Raw genomic sequence first — 20867 nt, forward strand, 5'->3', positions numbered from 1 at the left:
CCGTCGCCACGAATGTGCAGGTCTACCGCGCCGCTCGGTCAACGTTTGAACGATCTATCGCACTGGGTACAGATCTACTATTTGACGCCCCGCCAAAGGGTGCGGGTTGCCGGATAATGCTGTGTAAAAAGCCCCTGACTGTCGCCATATTTCCGATGGCAGGTTGCACAAGTGTTTCCAGGCGGCAGGGCTGATGTCTGCGTCACACCGCCGGGGAAGCTGTAGAAGCGGCGCCCCTCCGAATGATTGCTGTCGAGTACCTCTACCCCCACGAAGCGCTCGCCCGTCTGCGCGAGGAGTGCGGGTTCCCCGTTTCGTTCCGGGGAATGTGCCGGATCTGCCTTGAGGCCATGGAACGTTACGATGAATGTCGCGCCGTCGGGAAAGTGGCCATCTCGACGGAATCGGGCATAGGAGTCGGGTCGAACCTGCACATGCCGCATCTCGTCAGGCAGGCCCGACCCATCAGTCCGTAAGCGTAGCGTCGTCCCTAACGTCACCCACGCCTGCACATCTGTCGGGCGCGTCAGCTGCGCGGCCGCCTCGGGATCTGATTGAAGGGTCAGGCCCGAACTCTTGCTTGTCGTCGCAACAATAAGAAGTGCCAGTCCGGCGCAGAGTCCTGTGAGACCTCGCTGCCGTCCGGTAGCCCGTTTCTGCTTCGCCAGATGCGGCGATCTCGTCTCGATGTGCATGCGCCCGGCATATACATGGTCGAGTGTCGGGCCCAGTTGGACGGGCTGCTATGGAGCGCTCTCGCGGATTTTCTGCAAGTGCCCGCTCGTGAGCGCAGCCGTGCTTTCGGCCCGGGGAGCCGTACCGAACGTCAGCCGGCGCGATGTGCTGCGCTCTGCCGCAGCAGATGGCTCAGCGAAGCCCATGCCGATTGAAGCGGAGCAGGTGACTGCTCCGCTTTCGAGAGGTTCATCGCGCCGGAATATGCCGAGACGACCAGCGTCGCGAGATCGTCGGCTGCTGCGTGGCTCATGTTCATCGGGCCGGACATGCGGAATCGCTCTGCAATCGCGTCGCGCCATTCGGCGAAGATGACGAGCAGAGCCTGACGAAAGTCGGGATCCGCAAAGGCAAGCTCGACCGCGAGATTGTTCAATGGGCACCCTCTCACGAAGCCTTGGGCGAGCAGTCCCTCGCCGATTGCGCGGAAAGCCGCCTCGATGCCGTCGATCGGCGTCTCCGCCTCCCGCACGGGTGCGATCCAGCCCTCGCGCACGGCGTCCGCGACCCGATCCCGCACGACGGCCAGTCCAAGTTCCTTCTTGGAGGCGAAATGATGGTGGAGCGCTCCGCTCGTTACGCCCGCTGCACGGATGATGTCCTGCATCGAGGCGTCATGATAGCCCTTGGTCTGGAACAGGTCCGCCGCGGCATCGAGAATGCGCGCGCGCGTTGCCGCCGGATCGTTGGTTCGCAGGCGCCGGTTATCGGATTTGGTCATGCAAGCCTTCTGAACGTGCCGCAGGCTGCCGGAGCCGGACGATGGGCAGGCGGGCGTGGCGAACCTAGCGGACAATCCGCGCCACCCGCAACGCCCACGGTAGGGCAGCATCCGCCCTTCACCAACCTCCGGCACTCACGCGACGCATCATCGCCGATTACATTCGCTTGACAAAACAGGTCAACCGGTCTGTTTTGATCATGCAATGGAGGGACGGAAATGATTTGGAAGTCGACGGCGGGGATCGGCATCACCGCAATTCTGGCGGCCCTCGGGCACGCCGGCGCGGCGGGACAGGCCGCTCCGAGTATCGATCATCCCGTTCTCGAGCTGCGCCAGTACAAGCTCGTCTCCGGCAAGACGGCTGCGTTCGTCTCGCTCTTCGAGGCGAAGTTCGTCGAGAGCCACGAGGCGGTGGGCATCCGGCTGATCGGCCAGTTTCGGGATCATGATCGGCCGGACAGGTTCACCTGGCTTCGCGAGTTTTCCAGCATGACGGCCCGCGGAAAGGCGTTGAACGATTTCTATTTCGGCTCCGTCTGGCAGGCCAATCGCGGGGTCGCCAACCCGATGCTCGACGACAATGACAATGTATTGTTGCTGCGGCCCGCCCGCCCCGGAGCGGGGTTTGCGCCCACTGCGCCACGGCCAAAGCCAGGGGCGGCGCATGGTGTGGTCATCGTGATGATCGAGTATCTCTGGAAAGACCCGAACCAGGCATTTTCAGGCTTCTTTCTCGATCGGGTGGCCCCCGCGCTACGGTCGGCCGGACTGCCGGTGCTGGGAAGCTATGTCGCCGAGGAGCAGCCGAACAATTTCGCGCGGCTGCCGGTCCGCCAGGGCGAAAAGGTTCTCGTCTGGTTCACCAGGGCGGAGAGCCTGCAAAGCTACGACCTCATGATGAAGCGCCTTCAGCGCACTACGGCCTGGCGCACGGATATCGCACCTGGTTTGAAGGATTTTCGCGAGCGGGACCCGCAGGTGCTGCGGCTGGACCCGACCCTCGATCGGCGCTGCGCTGATGCAGTGGCCCGTACGCGCCGGTGCACTGCGCTTGATCGGACCGCGCATTTCTGCCGCTGGGATTGCCCGCTCGAAGCCGACCGCAGTGCCAGCCGAACCTCACAAGGGCATTTGTTGGAGACCGGAAAATGAATGATCTGCTGGAAAGGGAAACGGGCCGGCGCGCGGTCATCGCCACGGGCGGCACGCTGGCCGCCGCCGCCATGATGCCGTCGCCGCTTTTCGCCGGCGCCCGAAGTCCCGGCTCGGAGGGCTTCGACTTCCTGTTGGGAGAGTGGCAGGTTCTCCACCGCAAACTCCGCACCCGCCTCGAGGGAAGCTCCGACTGGTACAGCTTCCCGGGAACACTCGCTGTCCGGCCGATCCTGGCCGGCGGCGGGAATGTCGACGAGAACGTGCTTGAGGACCCTGCCGGACGCTATCTGGCGACGTCGCTCCGTATCTTCGATCCGAAGGCCAGGCGCTGGTCGGTATATTGGATCGACGGTCGCTCCACCGGCATCGAGAAACCGGTCATAGGCCGGTTCGCCGGGCGGATCGGCAGTTTCTACAATGACGACGAGTTTCGCGGGCGGCCGATCAGGGTTCGCTTCACTTACGAGGATCTGGGCCCCGGGCGAGCGCGCTGGGAGCAGGCATTCTCCCCGACAAGGGCCGAAGCTGGGAGCCGAACTGGACTATGAACTTCACGCGCGGGGAGAATGGCTGATGGACCAGCAGGCTGGTCTCAATGCGTTCGCGTTCCAGAACGGCAGATGGTCCGTCGTTCACCGCAAGCGCAGGCGGCGTCTCGTCGGCGAGACGGAGTGGTTGACGTTTCGCGGCTCCTGCAACGCCTGGGAGATCCTGGGTGGCGCGGGCAATGTCGATGATCACTGGCTTGAGGATCCCAGCGGCGCCTATGCGGCTGCAACGATACGCCGGCTCGAGCCGGACGGAAATTGGTCGATCTGGTGGATCGACCCCCGCTTTCCCGGTCTTGCTTCGCCGATGCGCGGAAGCTTCACGGACGGGGTCGGGACCTTTCACGGTGAAGAGGTCCTGGCGGGCCGGCCTGTGCTGGTACGCTTCATCTGGTCGAATATCAGCGCACAGGCCGCACGATGGGAACAGGCCTTCTCCGCCGACCATGGCCTCACCTATGAAACGAACTGGGTGATGGAATTCGAACGGGCGGCCTAGCAGCCCATCGTAGCGCGGCATCCGGTGAACTGCATCGCCGAGGATCGCGGTTTCGCCGGACTTGAAGTTCGATAATTGAAGGGGAAATAGCATGCGTGCAGTTTCCATCGGGCGGCGTGGGCTGCTCGGAGTCGGTGGCGCCATGGCATTGTTTCCATCCGGGCGAGCATCTGCCAGCGCCGGCGACATGCGCGGCGAGCAGCTGATCCGGCGATACTTCGAGGTCTGGAACACCGGGGTTCTCGAGCCGCTCGATGAATTGCTGAGCTCCGCTTATATCAATCACACGCCTTCCACGCCCAACCCGCCGCGCGGTCCGGAGGGCCTCAAGCCCATCATTGTGGCGATGCGGACGGCGTTCCCGGACCTTCATTACCGGATCGAGGACATCGTCGCGACGCCAGACCGAGCGGTAGCGCGCGTCGTTATGACCGGGACCCATCGCGGTGCGTTTTTCGGCTTTCCCGCGACCGGCAGGCCGGTCCGGGTCAATCAGATCAACATCGAACAGATCGACCGCCAGGGACGCATTGCGGAGCATTGGCGCGTAACCGACGAACTGACACTGATGCGCCAGCTGGGACAGGCCGGCTGACGATCTGGAGGGACGGGTCAGTCGGCGTCAGGCGGCGTCCGTCCCGCAATCTTCACAGGCCGGCCGCGAACAGGTCCGGCTTGCCGAGCCGAACCCCTTCGCGCGCAAAATCGCATAGGCGATGCTGAGATGGAAATAGGTGTTGGTCATGGCGAAGACCGACAGCCATTGGCCGGCAGGCAGCGTCGGCTCCATCACGTCGCCGATCCTGAAAGTGATCGGAACCTCGTCGCGTCCCTCAAACTGTCGCGGTGAGAGAGACGCAATGAAGCGGCGGGCATCCGCCATCGCGGCCTTGAATCCGGCCACGTCCGTATTGGCATCGATGCTCGCAGGTTCCGGCAGGCCCGCCACGCGCGCCGGCCATTGTGACGCGAAGTTCACGACCACCATCAGTTGAAAGGCGAGGGGATGCATGTCGTCGATGAGGCGCCATCGGAGGACGTCGGCCGCATCCAGGCCTTGGTCGGCACCATATGCCAAGCCCTTATCCAGCAGGTGATCGGCCGCCACCAGGGTACGGTCGAGCAGGTTCACGAAGCTGTAGAGAGTCACGGTCATCGAAATCGTCCTGGCTGGAAGAACGCTTGGGCGGGAACAGGCACAGTGAGCGACGCAGCGGGTCTTGTCTGCCATGGCCGGCTCTCGCTGACCACCTGGCCATGCAGAAACGGCTCCGTTCGCCGGGCAGGCGCTGGCGATTCCGCATCTCGCCGCACCGCCCGCGCTAGAGATAGGAGAACCACCAGTCGCGCCGTCGCGCCTTGATACCCGCAAACCAGCGGCAAAGCGGATAGCTCGCCACGACGACCGCCAGCCACGCGAGATAGGTGACCCATAGATCGAAGCCGAAGCCGATCGGGAAGCGGTCGCTCGGACCGCCCATCGACGGATAGGGCAGGAAGGCGAAGGCGTAAGCCCCGCGACCATACATCGCGAACGCCAGCGCCGTCGCGATGAGGTGGGCCAGGAAGAAGTGGACGATATAATAGAAGAGCGGCACCCTGCCGAAGACGATCGCTATTGCGACCGGCCCGCGATGGGTTGAGGCAATGCGCCCGAATGCCGCCAGCAGGGCCAATGCGAGGCCCAGTGTCACCAGGACGAAAGCGGGAGACGCCGGATATTTCGTGACGTTGAGAAACGAGATCACGGTATAGGCGAGGCTGCGCTGGTGTTCCCAAGGCACCGGGTCTCCATAGACATTCACCAGCCGCATGATCACGAAGCCTGCCAGCGCCGTGGCGGCGATCAGCCAAAGCCTGCGCGTGCGTTCCGCCTCGCCCATGGCGAAGAGCGGCCCAAGCGTGAACCCGAAAGCCATGATCGCGACCCACGGGATGACGGGATAGGGCGTGACGAACAGGATCCCGTCCAGCCGGAACGCGCCGACCTGATGGAGGATGTTCCATAGACCCGCCGCGGCTCCGAACTGGCGCGCGGTAATTCCGTCCAGCAGCGGATGAAGCAGGATTGTCGCCACGGCCAGCGCGAGGAGGAGCCGGCGCGGCAGCCATATCAACGCTGCGAGAAGGACCATCGAGAGGCCGAGGGACCAGAGAACCAGCAGCAGGACCGGATTGGCCGGCGACCAGGAGAAATAATAGCCGAGCTGCATCACGACCAGTTCCAACGCCATCAACCATAGGCCGCGCGTGGCGAGGAAGCGCGAAAGTGCGCTGCGGGTTCGCCCGTTCTGCCACCACAACCACGCGCCCAGGCCGGCGGTTAACGCGAAGGCAGGAGCGCAGAGGTGCGTTATCCACCGCGTGCCGAAGAGCAATGGCGTCGTGTTCGCAAGGTTGGTTGGCAGCGCCGACATGGCGCCCCGGTGGATGAAGTCCCGAACGTGGTCGAGCGCCATGATGATCATTACCACGCCGCGGAGCAGATCGATCGAGGGGTGCGGCCGAGGGGAGAGCTGGCTGGTGCAGGTTGGCGTTGCGTTTCGCTGTCCATTGAGTCCCCCCGCATTTGTGTCGGGTTCGTAGGGCAGGCGGTGCCCACAGCGCATCAGCGATATGCGCCCCTCGGTATTTGCGCGGTTTTTATGAAATCGCGGAAGCGGTCACACCCTGCGGGTCCGTCGCCACGCTCCGGGTGTCTGATTGCGATATTGCTGAAAGGTGCGCACGAGATGGGGCGCGGAGGCAAAGCCGCTCATCGTGGCGATGTCGCCGATCGAATGGTCGCTCGAGCGCAGAAGTCCGGCTGCATGATCGAGGCGGACTTTGCGCGCAAATGCCGCGGGCGTAGTCCCAACCGTGCCCCGAAACGCGCGCAGGAAGGCGCTGATCCCGAGCCCTGCCGTCCGGGACATGTCGCCCAGCGAAATCGGCACCGCAGGTTCCGCCTTGAGCTGCGCGATGATCCGCGCGAGCGCCGCAGGGTGCAACCAGGCATCATCCCGCCTGCGATCGGCGCGTCCGTAGACTTGGCCAACGTGACGGGCCAGCGCGTGCAGGAGAGTGTCCGCCATCAGTCGGTCGCAATGCGGCGACTGCACCGCCGTCGCGATCTGCTCGGCGAACGAGAATGCCTTTGCGTTCTCCACATTGAACGCCGAGCCCCAGCCGGCGGGCAGGCGCTGTTCGCAGGCGTCTTGCACGAAATCGGCGGCAAGCCCGATTTCCACTCCGCGGATTTCGCCCTGATCGGCGAAGCCGCTCCGGTCACGGCCTCCCGGCGTAAAGGAAATCGACCCGCGCCGGTCACGGCCGGGGCCGGGTTGCGCCGGCCGCGATGGGGATCGAACTCTGGCGAGCGTGGCATGCATGAGATGCTGCTCCGAGAACTGGGCGTAGGTGAGGGGATGGTCGACCGCCACATGGGTCACCCGAAGTGATCCGCCCTCGAACATATAGAACAGGGCCGGACCGAGCGCGGTCGCCTGGCCACTCAGGATCGTAGTGAGCGGCTCGAGCGCCGCGGGCTGCTGGGTTTGCAATCCGGCCGCTCCCGATCCGTCGCCCTTGATCCGGTATCTCTCTCGCATGGCAACAACGCCTTTCTACACCTCATTGCCCGGCGGCAGAAAGCGGCACGGGGGCGTGGTGGCGCGGCCCCGGCAACGCACTCACCGCTAACTCATATGTCGCGAACTCCGGGCCAAGCGTCCACCCGCCGCGCTCATAGATCAGGCGGGTTGTCGCCGCGCATCGCGGTGCCAGGATCGATCCAGCCGGGGAGTGCGGCGAAGCGATCGAGCCAGGCGCTCACGGCTGGATACGACGTGAGGTCGACCTCGGGGAGGTCGCAGTACAAAAGATAGGCGGCGCAGGCCAGGTCGGCGGCCGAGACTTGTTCGTCCAGGAGGAACGATCGGGCGGAAAGATGGCGGTCGAGCGTCGCGAGGTCACTCGCCAGCCGTTCCCGCAACCAGGGGATCGCTTCGTGGCGAGTGTTGCTGGTGAGGAGAGTCAGGAACCGCAGATTGGCAAGCGACAGGCCGATACGGTTCGCCTCCCAGCTCAGCCACTGTGCGACACCATCGGGGTTACGTTCCCACCCGAGCGCGTGGTGCACCCGCCCGAGATGCAGGAGAATTGCATTGGACCGAACCAATGCGCCGCTGTCGGTTTCGAGCACCGGAACTTCGCCGAAGGGGCTGACCCGCTGCCACGCCGGATCGCGCTCTTCGCGAGGCTGCAGGACGTCTACCGTGCGATACTCGTGCTCAATCCCCAGAAGAAGCAAAGCCAGCCTGACCTTGTAGGCGTGGCCCGAGTAGCGATTGCCCCAAAGCAGATATCTCTTGTGTGGCGCTCCCGGTGATATGGTCGAAGCAATCATTCGGCAATATCCGAGCACGTGGCACATGCCGGCGTCCCAGGTCGATGCTCTGGCCACGACTTCGGCAGGAGGCGACCAATCGAGCCCGCCGGAGAATCTCACGGCTCCGCTCGCGGAGCGGAACCATGTTCCAGACTTTCGTCGCCCATGAAAGGCGGGATTTAGGTACAGACCGGTCAACCTGTTTTGTCAAGGGAGCAGCTAACGGTATCCAAGCGCAGGGTACGACAAGGCGCCGGCTGAAGGGCACGAACTCCTCGCCTCCGCACGAATTTTTGAATCGAACGACGCGGGCCTGCCGACGGACGTCGACGTCGATCCCGGCGCGCCGGTCCGACCCGGCGCATCGGCGACGACGGTTCAAGGGTCCCACTGGCGGTCCCATTTCCTTTCGTTGATCTAGAGAGCGCGAGGCTGACGCGCTCGGCCCGCCCTCTTGAGAACATGGACTCGTCGGTAGTCCGCTTGCTACCAATTGCAGACATCCGCCGTCATCTGTCGAGGCCACGGGTCCGATAGCCGCAAGTCATGGCGAGGGGTTCCGGTTCTCGAAAAGCAGCGCTCGCGCATTGGGCGATTTTCGACAGAATTCTCAGAGCAGGCGTTGGCAACCGCCTGGAGCATTTCGCAACGAGCTCGATTGCCAAGTTGGATTTCTTCGGGTTGTATCTTCAGGTTCCACCCGAGTCGGGCACGAGCAAGAGGGGGTATACATGCGGAAATCGCGCTGGCTTGTCGCGTCGGCAGTAACCGTGGTGTTCGGTACTGCTGGAATAGCGCAGGAGACAACGACCTTTTCCTACGACACACTCGGGCGCCTGACCGGAAGTTCAACATCCGGTGGCCCGAATGCTGGGCGAGTGACTGGGGGCTGCTTCGATCCGGCGGGCAACCGAACACGTTACGATGTTGCAACTGCAACGCCCGCGCCCTGTCCAACAGCTACTCCCACACCAGTTCCCCTCCCACGCCATAAAAGGGCCCGCGCTTCAAACGGCGCGGTTGTTGCTCGCGAGGTGTGGTTTGCGAGCGTGCTCTTGTCGCTTGACCGGGCTTCATGCCTGATCATCCATCAGCGACAGGCACGCCGTCGATCGAAACACAATTCTGACGATCCAGGACGGTGACAGATGAAGAGTTCGTGCCGGCATGTTTGTGCGACGATCGCACTCGTGGTCGCTCTCGTGGTTACGGCCCTGCCCGGTTGGGCCCAGGACGGCATCGTGAATAATCCCGCCGAGCACTTTGCCATTGCGCCCGGCGGCGTGGACATGCGGACCGGACGCTATATCCATAACGAGACCGACCTTTCGATCGGCGACAAGACCGGCGGCCTGGCGCTGACCCGAACGACACCGGAGGCGATTTCCGGGCACTATAGTTCGTTCGGCAACTTCGCGAACAATTGGGACGTGTTCCTGGTCGTCTATCCGTTCGACACGCAGCAAGTTGGTACGAATTCCGGCTTCCGGGCCACGTTACACAATAACGGCCTTACTACCACCTTCGACTCCACCTCCAATTTTTACGGGCAGAAGTCAGACGGAGCAGGCGGCAAGCTCACCTATACAGGCGGGACCTTCATGGGTGCTTCGACCGTCTATACCTATACCGGGGACGATGGCACGATCATCGTCTTCCGTCCAATCGGTGGTGCCGATTGCATTTTCGCAGGCCCATCGGGATGTGCGGCAGCCTCGTCGGTCACCCGCCCCGACGGAACCAGGTACGCACTCAGCTACGCTTCCACGGGTAACAACAACGGCAACTATGCCCGACTAAGCAAGGTGGAGAGCTCGCGCGGCTATGCCTTGGTGCTGGAGGGAAATAGCGGTTGGGGCGGCGTCGGCAGCCTGATCACCAAGGCCTGCCTCTACAACCTCACGCTCGGCACCGCTCCCGGCAGCTGCACTGCGAGCGCGCTCGCGACCGCAACCTACAGCTATTCGGGGATGCGCCTCACCAGTGTCACCGGATCCGATGGGGCCATTTCGAGCTTCGGCTACGGAGCGCAGTCGGGCGCCTCCTATACGATGCAGTTCTATAAGCCCGGCGCCAGCACGCCCTGGCTCACCAACACGGTGGGGGTCGATCTCGAACAACGAGGAAGGCGCCCCCATCGAGTATGTCCAGGCGCAAAGCTTCGCCGACGGGCGCAGCTATGCCTATGCCTTTGACTATGCGCCCACCGGGAGCTTCACCGTGAACTATTCGACGATCGTCGGCGGCAGCTATATCGACAATCTCGGTCGCGGTACCCAGGTGCATTACGGATTCCCATATGTGCCGGGAAAGGGCCCGGGCGACACGGTGCCTTGCACGCAATTTCCATGCGAAGTCGACGCACCGGATCAGCACCGGATATTCTATCAACAGACACCCGCACCTCAGACGATTACCGACACGCTCGGGCGTACCACGACCTTCGACTATTGCGATCCGGTGGCACTGGTTTACCTGCCCAACTACGTCAGTCGCTGCGTGGTCGGGCCGCTGCAGAACTTCACGGATCCGGAGGGCATCCGGACCGAGCTGACCTATTACGACCGCTATGTCTCGCAAGCCAAACAGATCGCCAAGCCCGGATCGGGGCTCGCAAATATCGTCAAATCGGCGACCTATGATTGTTCCCAGCCCCGGATCTGCGGCAAGCCGACCTCGATCACCGATGCACGGGGCAACACGACCAACTACACCTATAAGTCCGAGAATGGGGAAGTCCTTACCGAGAGCCTGCCGGCAGATCCGAACGGCGTGCGACCAGTCAAACGTCACGAATATGTCCAGCGCCACGCCTGGCTGAGCAACGGCGCGGGCGGCTTCGTACAGGCCGCCACGCCGGTCTGGCTGCTCTCCACCACCAGGACCTGCCGCACCACTGCCACGGTCAACAATGCCTGCGGGGGCGGCACGGCAGACGAGGTCGTGACGTCTTATGACTATGGTCCGAACAGTGGTCCGAACAATCTCCTGTTGCGCGGCCAGGCGGTCACCGCGGACGGTACGACGCTGCGTACTTGCTTCACCTACGACCCGGCCGGCAACAGGATAAGCGAGACCAGCCCGCGCGCCGGTCTGGCGGTGTGTCCATGAGCGGCGTGGGGAAACGGCCATGAAGAAGGCCATCGCCACGCTGCTTTGCCTTGCCGCCATCGTACTTCCTTCGGCGGTGCTGGCCCAGGTGTCGCCGTCGGACTTTACGACAGCCACCCGGTACGACGCCGAGCGCCGCGTGACGGGTACGATCGCGCCCGATCCCGATGGTGCCGGACCGTTGCACCATCTCGTGACCCGCAACACATATGATCCCGCCGGGCGGCTGGTGAAGGTCGAGAAGGGTGAACTTGCGGCCTGGCAGTCCGAGGCTGTGCGGCCCGAGAACTGGACCGGACTGACGATCTTCAGTCAGATCGACACCGTCTATGACGGGATGGACCGCAAGCTGAAGGAAAGCGTGTCGTCTGGCGGGACGGCCTACCAAGTCACCCAGTACAGTTACGACGCGGGCGGGCGGCTGGAATGCACGGCGGTTCGGATGAACCCTGCGGCATTCGGCACCCTGCCGGCGAGCGCCTGCACCTTGGGGACGCCGGCCACGCAGGGCGCGGACCGGATCACGCGCAATTACTATGACGCGGCCGACCAGTTGCTGCAGGTCCGCAAGGCAGTGGGAACGGCCCTCGAGCAGGGCTATGTCAGCTACGCTTATACGGTCAACGGCAAACAGGCGTCGGTGATCGACGCCAACGGCAATAAGGCCGCCTACACCTATGACGGCCATGACCGGCTGGTGAAATGGCAGTTCCCGGACAAGGTGACGGCGGGCACGGCCAGCGCGACCGATTATGAAGAATATGGCTATGACGCCAATGGCAACCGCACGAGCCTGAGGAAGCGCGACGGGCGCACCTTCACCTACGCCTATGACGCGCTGAACCGGCTCACCAGCAAGATCGTGCCGGATGCCTGCGTGGCTGGCTACGCGTGTACGAATGTGGCGGCATCGGCGACCCGCGACGTCCATTACAGCTATGATCTTCGCGGGCTGCAGACCGCGGCGCGGTTCGACAGTGCGTCCGGCGCCGACGCGGTGACGAGCGCATATGACGGGTTCGGGCGGCTGAGCGCCAGCACCACCAGCATGGGCGGTGGCAGCCACACGCTAGGCTATCAGTATGACGCGAACGGCAATCGCACACGCATCACGCACCCGGACGGGAACTATTTCGACTATGCGGCTGACGGCCTGGATCGCCTCGCTTACGGTAATCTCAATGGGAATGGCGCCGACGTCACCCTCTATATCAACTACGACGCCGCCGGACGACGTCTGTCGACATATCATGCCTACGGGTATCCCGGGACAACCAGCTATATCTACGACGGAATCTCGCGCCTCATGGCGCTGGGCCATAATTTCGCGCCGGGTCCAAGCGATGTCTTGACGACATTTGGCTACAACGCAGCAAGCCAGATCGTTGCGCGCACTCGTCATAACGACGCTTATGCCTTCACCGGCTATGTGAGCGCGAGCCGCAGCTACGCACGAAACGGTCTCAATCAATATACCGCCGTGGGCCCGAACCCCTACGGGTACGATGCGAATGGCAATCTGACGTCGGACGGCATTGCCGTCTATACGTACGACGCTGAGAACAGGCTGGTGGCCACCTCAGCCGGCGCGAGCCTCACCTATGACCCGCTGGGGCGGCTGTTCCAGACCGCCGGCGGAGCCGCAGGAGCGACCCGGTTCCTGTATGATGGCGATGAACTGGTCGCGGAGTATAATGGCTCGGGAAGTCTGCTGCGCCGCTATGTCCATGGCTCGGGCGCAGACGATCCGCTGGTGTGGTACGAGGGCGCGACCTTCAATTCTCCGCGATACCTGTATTCGGACCATCAGGGCTCCATCGTCGCGGTCACCGATCGACCCGGCAATGTCCTGCACGTCAACACCTATGACGAATACGGCATCCCCGGCGACCCGAACCACGCCTATTCGGGCCGCTTCCAGTACACCGGCCAGGCCTGGATCCCCGAGCTTGGCATGTACCACTACAAGGCCCGCATCTACTCGCCGACCCTCGGGCGCTTCCTGCAGACCGATCCGATTGGGTATGACGATCAGGTCAATTTGTATGCTTATGTAGGCAATGACCCGGTAAACATTCGCGATCCCAACGGAACCGATGGGCAGGACCTGTGGAATTGGGCCAAAGAGCAGTGGGATGACTTTAAGGATAATGTTCGAAGGTTTCCAAAGGACTTGGCGGACCTTCCTGGCCACATTGTTAATAACACGACTGGCTTACCACCAACTCTGAGCGGCGGAGCGAATGTAGTCGCAGCACCAGTTCGGTTGGTGAACGCAGTTCGCATTTTTAGAACTGAGGGGCGAACCTTTCAAACATATATCAAAATAAATCCAATTACTAAGATAAAATATACCGGAAAAACGAGTGGATTGGGAACCCCAGCTCAGAATGTTGCTCGACGAGACGCCAGTCATCATATGAATGCGGAGGGATATGGACCTGCAAGCCTTGATCGTTCTTCTAGCAATTCACAGGCAATTAGAGGCAGGGAGCAGCAGATGATTGAGCGGAATGGAGGAGCTCAGTCACAAGGTGGCACGTCGGGCAATAGAATAAACGGCATTTCAGATCGCAACCCGAATGGTGCGGCTTGTCGTGCTGCAGCAACAAAGGAATTTGGGCCGTGCTGAGAAGAGTAAAAAGGAAAGAGGGGCAAGTTCTTAAAATTAAGTTACAAAACGGCATGTTTTCCTTAGGAATTTCGTTGAAGGAGCCCATAATATCTTTCTTCGATAGGGTCTATCGTGAAGATGATCTTCCGCAGAGCGTTAACAATATTCCTATAGCTTTTAGCATTATGGTTATGAATAGTGCGATCACATCTGGCAGGTGGGAGGTTATTTATAGTAGTGAAATACCAGATCAGCTAAAATCTATCCCAAAATTCTGTAAGAAGGATCAAGTCACGGGAGAACTATCAATATATCATGAAATTGTAGAGCTTGCGCCACATTATGAACGACCGGCTTCACTTGAGGAATGTAAAGAGTTAGAAGTTGCTGCGGTTTGGGAAGCGGAGCATGTGGAGGACAGGTTGCTAGACCACTTCTTAGGTAAGCCTAATATATGGGTTGATCAGTTGAGAATTAGATGATAGATGCATATTTCAATGCGAGACAAATCCTCAATTATAAGGAGGCAAGCGACTAGATCACGCTAGCCTCAAAATAGAGATTTAAGAAATTACTTCCCATGATCGCTTTGGATCATAAGAAGTTGTTTGCGCATTGTTTAGATGGCTCGCCGACGATGCCATAGACCCGATTCTGCATTACGGTGACAGTTTACTAAATCTCCGAACTTGCTATCGAGGCGGAATGGCGCGTCTCCCGCGCCTAGTCCTGCCTGGCTATCCCTATCATGTCACACAGCGCGGCAAATCGGCGGCAGCAGGCCTTCTTACTGCGACCTGCTCGGCGAAGCCGCGGAGGGGCCGGGGCGGAGATCTGGTGCTACTGCCTCATGCCCAATCATGTGCACGTCATCGTGGTGCCGGGCGATGGGGACGGGTTGCGCAGAACCTTCAGCCGATGCGCATCTCCGATACACCGGCTTCATAAGCGCACGGCACCGCTGGACAGGGCATTTGTGGCAAGGGCGCTTCGGCGCGGTTGTGATGGCCGAGGCGCATCTGGAGCATGCAATGCGCTAGGTCTTGCTCAATCCGTCGCGCGCGGGTTTGGTGGAGCGCGCGGAGGACTGGCGCTGATCGAGCGTACGCGCGCACTTTGCGGGCGAAGGCGATGGCCTGGTCCGCGTCGCGCCGGGGCTCGATCGCTACGGCGATTTCGCCGCCTTCGGATCGCCGGACGACTATGCCGACGCCTGGCGGACGCTACGGCGCTCGGAGACGACTGGGCACCCCTTGGGCAGTCTAGACTAGATCGCCGCGCTCGAGGCCCAGACCGGAAGAACCCTCGCCCTACAAAAGCGCGGACCCAAGCCCAAAGCTTCGGGTATTTAGTAAACTGTCACCGTAATCGCACCATGCCGCAGACTGCGATTCTCGGCAGAACTTTCAGAGCAGGCGTTGGCAACCGCCTGAAGCGTTTCGCAACGAGCTCGATTGCCAAGTTGGATTTCTTCGGGTTGTATCTTCAGGTTCCACCCGAGTCGGGCACGAGCAAGAGGGGGTATACATGCGGAAATCGCGCTGGCTTGTCGCGTCGGCAGTAACCGTCGTGTTCGGTACTGCTGGAATAGCACAGGAGACAACGACCTTTTCCTACGACACACTTGGGCGCCTGACCGGAAGTTCAACATCCGGTGGCCCCAATGCTGGTCGAGTGACGGGGGTTGCTTCGATCCGGCGGGCAACCGAACACGTTACGATGTTGCAACTGCAACGCCCGCGCCCTGTCCAACAGCTACTCCCACATCAGTACCCCCTCCCACGCCATAAAAGGGCCCGCGCTTCAAACGGCGCGGTTGTTGCTCGCGAGGCGTGGTTTGCGAGCGTGCTCTTGTATCCCAAGGGCGACGCGCCTGCCCCTGATCGGTCTCAGCCTGACGCTCGCAGCAGATTTCGTGCCGACACCTTCATCAAGGATTTCCCCGGATGCGCATGTCAGTATCGTCCTGTGTCTTGATCTTGCTGGTCAATCTGGCTTGTCCCGCAGGGATGCCGGCAGCCGCCCAGACTCCACCGCCGAGGCACGATACCAAAAGCCCTACGGGGGTGAGCTTCCGAAGCCTGACATTCTCATATGACGAGGAAGATCTCTCGATCGGCGGTTCCGGCCATGAGGGTCTTTCGTTCCGCCGCTCGTACAGCAGCAACCCGCCCCCGCGGACCGGCATGTTCTTTGGACTAGGCTGGACGGATAACTTCGCCACCTACATCAATAATGGTGAGGTGCCTTTGCCCCCGGCGTCGAGCCACCGCCTCCCAACGAGCGCGAATGGATGTACAATGTCAGCATTGGCATGAAATCATACGCCTTTATCGGCGGAACGACCGGAGGCACCGCGACTCACCCGACTCACGTCGCCTGGGGGCCCTATCGATCCGTTTCGAAGGATGGCGTGACCCTCGTTTATAACGGGACCAACTACACGTCGGGATATTTTACCCTGACGGAATCCGACGGCACGGTCATCAACTTCACTCCGGGCATCGCTGCCGCGGCGGTATCAAATATAACCTATCCGGACGGCACCCGTCTGGAATTCACCTACGTGGCCGGAAAGCTCGAAAGCGTCTTCAGCAACCGCGGCTGGGCAATATTGCTGGACGCGCCGACCAAGGCGTGCGTGGTCAATCTCGCGGTCACCTATGTTGCACCTGCGGCGACTTGCCCATCAACCGCTCGCGCTGTCACCTATGGGTATAGCTACGGCGTTCTCCACCCTACCGCACAACTGCTGACATCTGTCACGAAGGCTGGGAGCACGGCCGCATATGGCTATGGTACGTCGGATCACCTTTCCTGCGTGAGAAATCCCGGCGAGACCCAATGCAGGATCTCCAACACCTATTCCGACTGCCCGGCCAGCACATGGGATCCGAGCGATACGAGGATGGCGCGGTGGCCGAAGGATCCGATCGCGTCTCAGCTATTGGCTACCGGAGAAGCATATATCTTTTCCATTGACCCCTCACCGTGCGGCCTCACCAACGAAGGCGAGCCGGACCCTTATGTCTGGAATGGCAGTAACACCACCATGACGCTGAATGGCAGCCAGGTGACGTCGGTTGGGGTGGGAACTGGCGGCATGCCGTTGTTCATTTCTGATCCATTGGGCCACTCGACGGTCATCCAGTACGAAAGTCCGGAATGGCCGGTTACCACTGAAACCGTGGATGTAGCGCTCGTCACCAATCCGGAGGGAGACGCAGTCGCTTACCAGCGGGACGATCGCGGGAACGTCTATCAGACAGAACGAAAGGCAAAACCTGGATCGGGCCTGGCCGACATCGTGAGTACCGCATCGTTCCCTGCAACGTGCGCGAACGCGAAGACCTGCAACAAGCCGGCCAGCGTCACCGATGCCAGAGGATCGACCACCAGCTACGCCTATGACATAACCCATGGCGGCGTGTTGACGGAAACCGGTCCTGCTGTGGGCGGGGTGCAGCCGGTGAAGCGCTCCGCTTATGCGCAATATTATGCGTGGCTGAAGACGGCTGGCGGCGGCTATGCGCCTGCTGCAACTCCCGTGTGGTTGCCGACCGAGGAGCGCACCTGCCGGACAACGGCTACGACAGGAAATGCATGCGCGGGCGGCGCCTCCGACGAGATAGTCGTCAGCTACGAATATCAGGCCGGTAACGCTTCGGCCCCGAGCAACCTGCTGCTGCGCGGCAAGATCGTCACGGCGGACGGCATTTCGCTTCGCACCTGCTACGGCTATGATCAGGACGGCAACCGAATCTGGGAAACGAGTCCGCGCGCCGGACTGGGGAGCTGCCAGTGAGCGGGCAGCGGATGCGCGGACTGGCTAAAGCGGCGCTCGCGCTGGCAACGCTGATGTCTTCGGGAATGGCCCTCGCCCAGTCCGCGCCGTCGGTCTTTACGGCGGCCACGCGGTACGACGCCGAGCGCCGCGTGACGGGTACGATCGCGCCTGATCCGGATGCGAGTGGCCCCCTTCATCATCTGGCGGTGCGCAACAGTTACGACGCAGCCGGGCGGCTGGTGAAGGTGGAGAAGGGCGAGCTTGCGGCCTGGCAGTCGGAGGCGGTCGAGCCGAGGCTGTGGGAAAGCTATACGACTTTCACCGTCTTCAGTCAGATCGACACCGTCTACGACGCAATGGACCGCAAGCTGAAGGAAAGCGTGTCGTCTGGCGGGACGGCCTACCAAGTCACCCAGTACAGTTACGACGCGGGCGAACGGCTGGAATGCACGGCGGTGCGGATGAACCCTGCGGCATTCGGCACCCTGCCGGCGAGCGCCTGCACCTTGGGGACGCCGGGCACGCAGGGCGCGGACCGGATCACGCGCAATTATTATGACGCGGCCGACCAGTTGCTGCAGGTCCGCAAGGCAGTGGGAACGGCCCTCGAGCAGGGCTATGTCAGCTACGCTTATACGGTCAACGGCAAACAGGCGTCGGTGATCGACGCCAACGGCAATAAGGCCGCCTACACCTATGACGGCCATGACCGGCTGGTGAAATGGCAGTTCCCGGACAAGGTGACGGCGGGCACGGCCAGCGCGACCGATTATGAAGAATATGGCTATGACGCCAATGGCAACCGCACGAGCCTGAGGAAGCGCGACGGGCGCACCTTCACCTACGCCTATGACGCGCTGAACCGGCTCACCAGCAAGATCGTGCCGGATGCCTGCGTGGCTGGCTACGCGTGTACGAATGTGGCGGCATCGGCGACCCGCGACGTCCATTACAGCTATGATCTTCGCGGGCTGCAGACCGCGGCGCGGTTCGACAGTGCGTCCGGCGCCGACGCGGTGACGAGCGCATATGACGGGTTCGGGCGGCTGAGCGCCAGCACCACCAGCATGGGCGGTGGCAGCCACACGCTAGGCTATCAGTATGACGCGAACGGCAATCGCACACGCATCACGCACCCGGACGGGAACTATTTCGACTATGCGGCTGACGGCCTGGATCGCCTCGCTTACGGTAATCTCAATGGGAATGGCGCCGACGTCACCCTCTATATCAACTACGACGCCGCCGGACGACGTCTGTCGACATATCATGCCTACGGGTATCCCGGGACAACCAGCTATATCTACGACGGAATCTCGCGCCTCATGGCGCTGGGCCATAATTTCGCGCCGGGTCCAAGCGATGTCTTGACGACATTTGGCTACAACGCAGCAAGCCAGATCGTTGCGCGCACTCGTCATAACGACGCTTATGCCTTCACCGGCTATGTGAGCGCGAGCCGCAGCTACGCACGAAACGGTCTCAATCAATATACCGCCGTGGGCCCGAACCCCTACGGGTACGATGCGAATGGCAATCTGACGTCGGACGGCATTGCCGTCTATACGTACGACGCTGAGAACAGGCTGGTGGCCACCTCAGCCGGCGCGAGCCTCACCTATGACCCGCTGGGGCGGCTGTTCCAGACCGCCGGCGGAGCCGCAGGAGCGACCCGGTTCCTGTATGATGGCGATGAACTGGTCGCGGAGTATAATGGCTCGGGAAGTCTGCTGCGCCGCTATGTCCATGGCTCGGGCGCAGACGATCCGCTGGTGTGGTACGAGGGCGCGACCTTCAATTCTCCGCGATACCTGTATTCGGACCATCAGGGCTCCATCGTCGCGGTCACCGATCGACCCGGCAATGTCCTGCACGTCAACACCTATGACGAATACGGCATCCCCGGCGACCCGAACCACGCCTATTCGGGCCGCTTCCAGTACACCGGCCAGGCCTGGATCCCCGAGCTTGGCATGTACCACTACAAGGCCCGCATCTACTCGCCGACCCTCGGGCGCTTCCTGCAGACCGATCCGATTGGGTATGACGATCAGGTCAATTTGTATGCTTATGTAGGCAATGACCCGGTTAATGGGAGGGATCCGACTGGCCAAGAACAATGTGTAGGCCCAGATACAATCTGCGCACAAGCGGCGGCTGCGTTTGATAAAGTCCGAGAAGCCGCCGCCAAGTCACCGAACGGCGCCCAGCTGAGGAGAACTGCAGAGGAATTCGGCCCACGAGGAAAGGGGCAAGTAGTAGTCATTGACTCCAATATTCGCACTGCCGCAAACGTTAGCCAAGAGGATGGCTCCATACATATGAGGCCGGAAGTTGTTGGTAACGCAGAAGTTGGGGGGCAGGCGATCGCGCATGAGGGACCTCATGCTGAGGACTGGAGGAGTAACGGTCCTTTGAAGACGGGCGAGCAAAGAATGGAGACAGAGCGAAGAGCTTTCACGGTTCAAAATGAATATAGTAGCGCAATGAAGATGCAACAAGTTGATGTCGAAAAGAGCGCAAAGCAATCATTCGAAGTGTCCTGCAAGGGTAACTCGGAGCCGTCATGCAATTAGATAACGGAGAATTATATGTGCCTCCGCCTTTCCTGTGTAGCTTTAGCGCTTGGTTTGTTGTCATGTGCGTCGCCGAGCGAAAATCGCGCGCAAGTTATTTCTCCTATGGGAGGAAAATTGTTCAAGGGCGTATTCGTAGCTGGAGAATATGCTTACTTCGAGAGTGATACGGGGAGAATATTTGACATCGAAACAGAAGACAAAACCTTGTCGAAGATTTTAGGTCAGTATATCCCATTGACCTTTGGCGGTCCTCTGGTGTGTGCTCGCCTCGTCTTGGTAGGTGATACCGCTAAGCCCGCAGATGCCACGGGTCGCCCTACTTTGAACGTAACAAAGATTTTAGGACATCAAAAGGTGAATTGTCCAAAGTAATGGAGTGGCATTACGGTGGAAGTTTACTAAATCACTGAACTCCCTATCAAGACGGAATGGCTCGTCTCCCGCGCCTAGTCCGGACTGGCTATCCCTACATCCAAGGATTCGGTCGATCATCGCCTCGCGAACCTCGACCTGAAAACCGTCGGTTGCTGATGGCCACTTTGAACCGTCCGGCGCGTTGCGTCTTAGCCGCCACATTCTCCCAATCAGATCGGCCAGCCTCGGTGCCTGGAATACAGGCACAATTTAGCCCATTGATATGATAAATCTTGACACAATGGCTTGCGCTTTCGAGGATGCGCCGCAGGGCGTCTGAAGGCGCGGGTCGTAGGAGCAGGGTGTTGGCAAGACGATCGACTGGGATGGCC

18 protein-coding genes are annotated in these 20867 nt (G+C 61.1%); 12 read left to right on the forward strand and 6 right to left on the reverse strand.

Annotated elements, in window-relative coordinates; genetic code table 11:
• Positions 1–77: 77 nt before the first annotated feature.
• Positions 78–695, reverse strand: coding sequence for a cytochrome P460 family protein (locus tag PIB19_RS01210; protein ID WP_271239352.1), 618 nt, complete (start codon positions 693–695; stop codon positions 78–80).
• A 131-nt stretch (positions 696–826) separates the two neighbouring features.
• Positions 827–1456, reverse strand: coding sequence for a TetR/AcrR family transcriptional regulator (locus tag PIB19_RS01215; RefSeq protein ID WP_271239353.1), 630 nt, complete (start codon positions 1454–1456; stop codon positions 827–829).
• Positions 1457–1675: 219 nt separating this feature from the next.
• Here PIB19_RS01215 and PIB19_RS01220 point away from each other — a divergent pair, with 219 nt between their 5' ends.
• The 4 genes from PIB19_RS01220 to PIB19_RS01235 all read left to right on the forward strand — a co-directional run bounded on the left by PIB19_RS01220 (position 1676) and on the right by PIB19_RS01235 (position 4256).
• Complete coding sequence (locus PIB19_RS01220; RefSeq protein ID WP_271239354.1) at positions 1676–2611, forward strand: NIPSNAP family protein; 936 nt, start codon at positions 1676–1678, stop codon at positions 2609–2611.
• On the forward strand, positions 2608–3162 hold the full coding sequence (locus tag PIB19_RS01225) for a DUF1579 domain-containing protein (RefSeq protein ID WP_271239355.1): 555 nt from the start codon (positions 2608–2610) through the stop codon (positions 3160–3162). The genes PIB19_RS01220 and PIB19_RS01225 overlap by 4 nt, the downstream gene beginning before the upstream one ends.
• A 25-nt stretch (positions 3163–3187) precedes the next feature.
• Positions 3188–3661: a DUF1579 domain-containing protein gene (locus PIB19_RS01230; protein ID WP_271239356.1), complete on the forward strand. Its 474-nt coding sequence runs from the start codon at positions 3188–3190 to the stop codon at positions 3659–3661.
• Positions 3662–3752: 91 nt separating this feature from the next.
• On the forward strand, positions 3753–4256 hold the full coding sequence (locus PIB19_RS01235) for an ester cyclase (protein WP_271239357.1): 504 nt from the start codon (positions 3753–3755) through the stop codon (positions 4254–4256).
• A 27-nt stretch (positions 4257–4283) separates the two neighbouring features.
• Here the strand turns inward: PIB19_RS01235 and PIB19_RS01240 are convergent, their stop codons facing one another.
• The 4 genes from PIB19_RS01240 to PIB19_RS01255 all read right to left on the reverse strand — a co-directional run bounded on the left by PIB19_RS01240 (position 4284) and on the right by PIB19_RS01255 (position 8048).
• A complete protein-coding gene (locus tag PIB19_RS01240) occupies positions 4284–4817 on the reverse strand; it encodes a DUF1993 family protein (protein WP_271239358.1) in 534 nt (177 codons plus the stop codon).
• Positions 4818–4983: 166 nt separating this feature from the next.
• Positions 4984–6129: a DUF1624 domain-containing protein gene (locus PIB19_RS01245; protein ID WP_336297353.1), complete on the reverse strand. Its 1146-nt coding sequence runs from the start codon at positions 6127–6129 to the stop codon at positions 4984–4986.
• Between the two features lie 195 nt (positions 6130–6324).
• The gene (locus PIB19_RS01250; RefSeq protein WP_271239360.1) at positions 6325–7116 is read right to left on the reverse strand and encodes a helix-turn-helix domain-containing protein; all 792 of its coding nucleotides are present in this window, start codon (positions 7114–7116) and stop codon (positions 6325–6327) included.
• A 269-nt stretch (positions 7117–7385) separates the two neighbouring features.
• A complete protein-coding gene (locus PIB19_RS01255; RefSeq protein WP_271239361.1) occupies positions 7386–8048 on the reverse strand; it encodes a glutathione S-transferase family protein in 663 nt (220 codons plus the stop codon).
• Positions 8049–9178: 1130 nt separating this feature from the next.
• Here PIB19_RS01255 and PIB19_RS01260 point away from each other — a divergent pair.
• From PIB19_RS01260 to PIB19_RS01290, 8 genes are all read left to right on the forward strand, one after another.
• Positions 9179–10225 carry a hypothetical protein gene (locus PIB19_RS01260; protein ID WP_271239362.1) on the forward strand — a complete coding sequence of 349 codons (1047 nt, stop codon included), beginning with the start codon at positions 9179–9181 and terminating at the stop codon, positions 10223–10225.
• Between the two features lie 25 nt (positions 10226–10250).
• The gene (locus tag PIB19_RS01265) at positions 10251–11141 is read left to right on the forward strand and encodes a hypothetical protein (RefSeq protein ID WP_271239363.1); all 891 of its coding nucleotides are present in this window, start codon (positions 10251–10253) and stop codon (positions 11139–11141) included.
• Between the two features lie 19 nt (positions 11142–11160).
• The gene (locus PIB19_RS01270; protein ID WP_271239364.1) at positions 11161–13773 is read left to right on the forward strand and encodes an RHS repeat-associated core domain-containing protein; all 2613 of its coding nucleotides are present in this window, start codon (positions 11161–11163) and stop codon (positions 13771–13773) included.
• A complete protein-coding gene (locus PIB19_RS01275; RefSeq protein ID WP_271239365.1) occupies positions 13767–14237 on the forward strand; it encodes an Imm26 family immunity protein in 471 nt (156 codons plus the stop codon). Before PIB19_RS01270 ends, PIB19_RS01275 begins: the two co-directional genes overlap by 7 nt.
• A 1527-nt stretch (positions 14238–15764) precedes the next feature.
• Positions 15765–16073, forward strand: coding sequence for a DUF6531 domain-containing protein (locus PIB19_RS23430; RefSeq protein ID WP_443018766.1), 309 nt, complete (start codon positions 15765–15767; stop codon positions 16071–16073).
• The gene (locus PIB19_RS01280) at positions 16049–17560 is read left to right on the forward strand and encodes a hypothetical protein (RefSeq protein WP_271239366.1); all 1512 of its coding nucleotides are present in this window, start codon (positions 16049–16051) and stop codon (positions 17558–17560) included. The genes PIB19_RS23430 and PIB19_RS01280 overlap by 25 nt, the downstream gene beginning before the upstream one ends.
• Positions 17557–20118 carry an RHS repeat domain-containing protein gene (locus PIB19_RS01285; RefSeq protein ID WP_271239367.1) on the forward strand — a complete coding sequence of 854 codons (2562 nt, stop codon included), beginning with the start codon at positions 17557–17559 and terminating at the stop codon, positions 20116–20118. The genes PIB19_RS01280 and PIB19_RS01285 overlap by 4 nt, the downstream gene beginning before the upstream one ends.
• Positions 20119–20235: 117 nt before the next feature.
• Positions 20236–20493 (forward strand): hypothetical protein, encoded by a 258-nt coding sequence (locus PIB19_RS01290; protein ID WP_271239368.1) that lies wholly within the window; start codon positions 20236–20238, stop codon positions 20491–20493.
• Positions 20494–20867: the final 374 nt, after the last annotated feature.

The organism is Sphingomonas sp. 7/4-4, assembly GCF_027941955.1.
In the GTDB taxonomy this organism is placed as follows: domain Bacteria; phylum Pseudomonadota; class Alphaproteobacteria; order Sphingomonadales; family Sphingomonadaceae; genus Sphingomonas.